Origin of the sequence: Aeromonas sp. PrichA-15, assembly GCF_017939245.1 — a bacterium.
In the GTDB taxonomy this organism is placed as follows: domain Bacteria; phylum Pseudomonadota; class Gammaproteobacteria; order Enterobacterales; family Aeromonadaceae; genus Aeromonas; species Aeromonas caviae.
The window spans coordinates 1-4,476 of record NZ_JAGKRH010000372.1; the positions used below are offsets into that span (position 1 = coordinate 1).

The 4,476-nt window shown below is 60.1% G+C and carries 10 protein-coding genes; 2 read left to right on the forward strand and 8 right to left on the reverse strand.

Annotation, left to right across the window (positions count from 1 at the left end; genetic code table 11):
* The 3 genes from J9889_RS23335 to J9889_RS23345 form a co-directional block, all read right to left on the reverse strand.
* On the reverse strand, positions 1 to 445 hold a 445-nt coding region (locus J9889_RS23335), incomplete at its 3' end, for a DUF2514 family protein (protein WP_210558387.1).
* On the reverse strand, positions 445 to 936 hold the full coding sequence (locus J9889_RS23340) for a lysozyme (RefSeq protein ID WP_045525021.1): 492 nt from the start codon (positions 934 to 936) through the stop codon (positions 445 to 447). The genes J9889_RS23335 and J9889_RS23340, both read right to left, overlap by 1 nt.
* Positions 937 to 938: 2 nt before the next feature.
* The gene (locus J9889_RS23345) at positions 939 to 1,241 is read right to left on the reverse strand and encodes a hypothetical protein (RefSeq protein ID WP_227656721.1); all 303 of its coding nucleotides are present in this window, start codon (positions 1,239 to 1,241) and stop codon (positions 939 to 941) included.
* A 148-nt stretch (positions 1,242 to 1,389) separates the two neighbouring features.
* Between J9889_RS23345 and J9889_RS23350 the strand changes: the two genes are divergently transcribed.
* Both J9889_RS23350 and J9889_RS23355 read left to right on the forward strand, forming a co-directional pair.
* The gene (locus J9889_RS23350) at positions 1,390 to 1,758 is read left to right on the forward strand and encodes a type II toxin-antitoxin system RelE/ParE family toxin (protein ID WP_193758870.1); all 369 of its coding nucleotides are present in this window, start codon (positions 1,390 to 1,392) and stop codon (positions 1,756 to 1,758) included.
* Positions 1,751 to 2,077, forward strand: a complete 327-nt coding sequence (locus J9889_RS23355; protein WP_102948860.1) for an XRE family transcriptional regulator — start codon at positions 1,751 to 1,753, stop codon at positions 2,075 to 2,077. Before J9889_RS23350 ends, J9889_RS23355 begins: the two co-directional genes overlap by 8 nt.
* A 74-nt stretch (positions 2,078 to 2,151) precedes the next feature.
* On the opposite strand, the gene J9889_RS23360 is transcribed toward J9889_RS23355, so the two are convergent.
* From J9889_RS23360 to J9889_RS24400, 5 genes are all read right to left on the reverse strand, one after another.
* A complete protein-coding gene (locus J9889_RS23360; RefSeq protein WP_246878181.1) occupies positions 2,152 to 2,664 on the reverse strand; it encodes an antitermination protein in 513 nt (170 codons plus the stop codon).
* A 94-nt stretch (positions 2,665 to 2,758) separates the two neighbouring features.
* Positions 2,759 to 3,145 (reverse strand): RusA family crossover junction endodeoxyribonuclease, encoded by a 387-nt coding sequence (locus J9889_RS23365; protein WP_041211155.1) that lies wholly within the window; start codon positions 3,143 to 3,145, stop codon positions 2,759 to 2,761.
* The gene (locus J9889_RS23370) at positions 3,132 to 4,124 is read right to left on the reverse strand and encodes a DUF968 domain-containing protein (RefSeq protein WP_323887893.1); all 993 of its coding nucleotides are present in this window, start codon (positions 4,122 to 4,124) and stop codon (positions 3,132 to 3,134) included. Before J9889_RS23370 ends, J9889_RS23365 begins: the two co-directional genes overlap by 14 nt.
* Complete coding sequence (locus J9889_RS23375; protein ID WP_005324004.1) at positions 4,121 to 4,318, reverse strand: DUF3283 family protein; 198 nt, start codon at positions 4,316 to 4,318, stop codon at positions 4,121 to 4,123. Before J9889_RS23375 ends, J9889_RS23370 begins: the two co-directional genes overlap by 4 nt.
* Positions 4,315 to 4,467: a phage antirepressor KilAC domain-containing protein gene (locus J9889_RS24400; protein WP_349237023.1), complete on the reverse strand. Its 153-nt coding sequence runs from the start codon at positions 4,465 to 4,467 to the stop codon at positions 4,315 to 4,317. The genes J9889_RS23375 and J9889_RS24400 overlap by 4 nt, the downstream gene beginning before the upstream one ends.
* Between the last annotated feature and the right edge of the window lie 9 nt (positions 4,468 to 4,476).

Here is a 4,476-nt window from a genome sequence, read left to right on the forward strand (position 1 = left end):
CGTCAGCCCGGCTGAGCAGGTCGGCGAGCACCATGGCAGGATGTCCGGCTGCCGGGCCTCCTTGGGCAGCCCCGGGATTGCTGGCGCACTGACTTGCTCGGGCTGCCAGGCGGCGGGCTTGCTCGCGCAGCCGGCCAGACTCAAGGTCAGCAGCAGCGGCATCAGCCTGCGCTTGGGCGATTTCTTCTTGTGCATGGTCTCTCACCTCATCGATTTCAGCCTGCCGGCGCTGCTCTTCCTCCCGAGCCTTCAGCTCAGCCTTAGTTCTGGCTGTGGCAAGGCGGGCAGCCTCTTCATTCCACTTTGCCTGCCAGGTCTTGCGCTCCCCCTCCTCCCCAGCAGCATGACCGGAGCGATAGAGCGCCACACCGCCGCCGGCCAGGGCGGCTATCACCAAGGCACCGGCCAGGAACGGCAGCACCTTGCTCTGCTGAGTCACTCCCATCACACCCCCTTGCACTTCGCATTGAGGCGCAGCCGGTCTTTCCAGAGCCCGGGGCATACCCGGTTCCCCGGTACCGAGCAGTCCTGGTTGCCGGAACGCTTGAATAGCAGGATCGCCTCGCAGGCCCCGGGGTAGTCGCCAGCGTTCAGGCGCTTCACGATGGTGGATCGGCAGAAGGCGCCGGGACCAATGTTGTGGGAGAGCTCGACATAGGCGTCGAACTCATACTGGTGGAGTGGCACCTTGATGCAGGCCTTGAGGGCATTCTCGAACACCCGCACCTCCCGAAGGCTCCTGTTCACCGCGGCGACGGGCGTGATGGTGTCACCCATCTTGACCCCTTCGGTGCTCCCAAAGCCGATAGTGGGGAGCTTGGTACCGTGTACGGGGTCGGGGTAAGCCGTCGGCTCAAACCCCTCCCGATTCAGGATCCCCACAAAGCCGGCAGCACTGAGAGTGAGCGCCGCTATGGCAATTCGTACTTTTGTCATGCCTACCCCACCTGCTTGGCGCGTGGCTTGATGATGTTCGACCAGATAAACCAGCCGATCTGAACCGAAAGCCACACAAGCGTCGCGATCAGCACCCAGTCATTCAAAGAGACACCAGCCCACGACATACTCACCACCGCTACAGGAGGGGCAGATTTCGCAGTTTCACCGACCACAGTGGTAGCGATCTGCTCATGGCCTTGATTCATGAATCCACCCCAGAAACGAAAAAACCTCGGCAAGGCCGAGGTTTGAGAGCAAGAAATAAAAAAGACCACATCCTTTCGGGTGCAGTCTTCCATCATTGGTGCCAACTTTGCCAAAAATTGCAGGGGATGTAAAGACACCGATAGATCGGAGCAATAAGCGCATTCCATTGACGGAATGATTACGCTTTATTACACTCGCCTTAGTAACAAATTTGAGCAACGATTAGTAACTAATGTGGTGTTCATGACTATGTGGGAAATCGAGTATACCGATGAGTTTGAAGAGTGGTGGGCAGGGCTTACCCAAGAAGAACAAGAGTCGGTTAGCGCGTCAGTCGGTTTGTTGGAACAGTGTGGACCACAGCTGAAACACCCACATAGCAGCGGGATCAACAGTTCAAAGCATGGCCATATGCGTGAGTTGCGAACACAGCATGCAGGTGAGCCAATCCGGACACTATATGCCTTCGATCCACGCCGTGCTGCCATCCTGCTTATTGGTGGCAATAAGACAGGGGATGATCGCTGGTATGATGTTCACATCCCGATCGCAGACAGCCTCTATGATCAACATCTGGCACAACTGAGAAGGGAGGGCCTTATCGATGGCTAAGAAATTTAACGATCTGCGCGCCAAGATGACTCCTGAGTCACAGGCTCGCGCCGTAGCAAAAACAGAGGCCATGCTGGCCGAGATGCCACTGGACGAACTGCGTCAGGCTCGCGGGCTGTCCCAGAAAATGCTCGCAGAAATACTGCACGTCCAACAACCAGCCATAGCCAAAATGGAAAAGCGCACTGATATGTATCTCTCGACACTGCGCAGCCACATTGAAGCCATGGGAGGTCAATTGGAAGTTGTGGCCCGCTTCCCGGATGGAGTCGTGAAGGTCACTAACTTCGCCACCCTGGGTGAGCGCGCCATCATCTGATCGGCCAGTAGCCATGTTGGTAATGCAATAATTGGGGGGCGAAAGCCCCCTTTTCAATCTAGCCAGAAGCGGCTCTATCGCGTCACATACCCATAGCGCGCCTGTGTCGTAGACTCCTGCTGGTGGCACCAGGCCAACACCGCGAGATAAAGAGGGCGCCACCCCCTCTCCCACTGCCCGCGGGTGAACTGGCCCACCAGCACCTCAATAGGCCGCCTGACCTGACTGCCCAGGATCGGACGAAGTCCAGTACCACCGCAGCGGGGACAGGCTTTGTCCATGGGCTTGCCATGTAACTTGGATAACTCCAGATCCCGGACTGTCCCTCTACCACCACAACGACAAGCGGCCCCAGGAGTGTCAGCAGTGCGGCAGTAATGTTCCAGGGCCAACTCGGCCACCCGGCGCAAGGCCATGCCGTGGCCACGTTCCTTGTTGGCCCCCACATAGCGGGGGGCAATCTTGGTGCACTCGGCTTGCACAGCTAGCAGGGCCTTCTTGGCATCCCCTAGGTCTTTGCAGTAACGCGCCATCACCAGCGCCATGCCGGCACCATTGTGCTTCTGAACCATTCCCAATGCCGTCATCACATCACTCTTTGTCAGATGAGAACGCCCCGTTGACTGGGCCTGATAGGCCTGCAGCATCACAGAACGCGGATCCCCTACGGTAATTGCATATTCAAAGCGCACTCATCACCTCCACCGTTACCGACACCATTCCCCCTTTCACTACCGGCCCGCGCTCCACCAGCAACCGGTCGATCTGGCTATCGTCCAGCCACACCCCGGCGTGGGTCAGGGCGTCTTGCACCGCCTTCACCGTGTTATCCAGATCCCGGGCTCGCCGGTCAGGGGCCTGCACCACCAGCCGCAGGGCCAGCCGATCGGGAATCTGCTTGCCGGCTAACTTGGCAGCCAGACAGGCATCGGCCGCAGCTTTGCGATAAACCCTCCCCTCCTGGCTCAGCAGGGTTCTGGGCTTACCGCTCACGGCCACATTGCGCCAGATCCGGTTGGTTGAAGGGGGCCATGGCAGGGTCACTGTCCATGAATCAGCTTTTGGCATTGAACACTCCCAAGGAGCAAGCCAGCTCCAGTGTGTTGATAACGTGCTCCAACTGCGAACCGTGCTTGGCCTCCCAAGCCTTCCACCCGATCCGGTGCAACTCCATGTGTGGCTGGTGGGCGAGTGGGAACGACATCAGGTCATGCGCCTTGCTGCCCATCACACTCATCCCGTGACCCACAACGTGGTGCGCCTCGATGCCCTCGCGCTGGCCCGTCACTACACAGGGCAACTGTCGAACAAAAGCCAAGTAGGCCGCACACTCCCAGCGCTGTCGTTTGGGCTTGCCTAAATGCAAGGCAGCAGGCTCAGGATCAATCTGGCGAATGGCCGGTTTGGCATTGATGCGGGCCCGCAGATCGGCCAGCGGATCGCGCTCTGCCACCTCAAGGCGATGATCACGATAGCGGGCATCGGTCTCCCGGTTACCGCGGGGCGACCACTTCCGATCCGGTTCGATGGGTGCCAGGCGACAGGCAGAGCGCAGCAGCGGATCCGGCAATGAAGGCAGCACCTTGTAGACGGTCGCCCACCAGCACAGATCCCGGGCAGTCAGGTCAGCAGCAGCCACCCCACACCAGCCAGCAACCCGCTGCAGCACCACTCGAGCCAGCCACTCGGCCACATCAGTGAGGCGGATCGGTAACTGCCCATTGCGGTGATCGTTGTCGTGATGCCAGCACAAAGGCAGATGCACCCCCTCCACTTCTGCGGTGACGGTTTCCCCGATGCAGCCATCGGCTATCACGCAAGCCGTGGCATTGGCGGTCAGCAGCTCCCCACCGGAGGCATTGACCACCGCGGCGCAGGCCAGGGCCGACACCAGCTCAGGGAACTGGGCCAACAGATCGGATCCCTGATCGCGCACCAGGCGCACCGGCTTGCCAGCCAATTGGCGCCTCACCGCTGGCAGGCTGTCACCCAGCGGCACCAGGGCCAGCCCCAGCGCTTCGACAAACACGGCGTTACCTGCGCTCACGCTTGCCCCCTGATCGCATTCAACTGTTGGCGAAACCACTCACGGTGCTCTTCATCCACCTCATCGATGGCGGCCACCACAACTTCACGCCCGATCTCGTTGCGGCGACGGCGCCATACCAGCAGGTGCGCCTGCTTGATCAACTCGATGCGCTGCCGTTCAGCCGATGGCAACAGGGCCAGGTTGTGACTCATGCCGCCACCCCGCGCAGGATGCCGTCACGGATCAGTCGCTCCACCAGCCACTGCTGGCCCTTGCCGGTGATCAGGGGGGTGAAGCTGATGCGCCGCTCGCCGTTGCTGTCAAACGAGCTCTCCCGGGTCGCGAACAGCCCGCGGTCCACATACTCCTG

What these genes read in the sequence shown, in the direction of transcription:
- J9889_RS23340 (WP_045525021.1), bottom strand. Translation starts at nt 936, where the DNA reads ATGACAAAAGTACGAATTGCCATAGCGGCGCTCACTCTCAGTGCTGCC.
- J9889_RS23345 (WP_227656721.1), bottom strand. Translation starts at nt 1,241, where the DNA reads ATGATGGAAGACTGCACCCGAAAGGATGTGGTCTTTTTTATTTCTTGC.
- J9889_RS23350 (WP_193758870.1), top strand. Translation starts at nt 1,390, where the DNA reads ATGACTATGTGGGAAATCGAGTATACCGATGAGTTTGAAGAGTGGTGG.
- J9889_RS23355 (WP_102948860.1), top strand. Translation starts at nt 1,751, where the DNA reads ATGGCTAAGAAATTTAACGATCTGCGCGCCAAGATGACTCCTGAGTCA.
- J9889_RS23360 (WP_246878181.1), bottom strand. Translation starts at nt 2,664, where the DNA reads ATGACGGCATTGGGAATGGTTCAGAAGCACAATGGTGCCGGCATGGCG.
- J9889_RS23365 (WP_041211155.1), bottom strand. Translation starts at nt 3,145, where the DNA reads ATGCCAAAAGCTGATTCATGGACAGTGACCCTGCCATGGCCCCCTTCA.
- J9889_RS23375 (WP_005324004.1), bottom strand. Translation starts at nt 4,318, where the DNA reads ATGAGTCACAACCTGGCCCTGTTGCCATCGGCTGAACGGCAGCGCATC.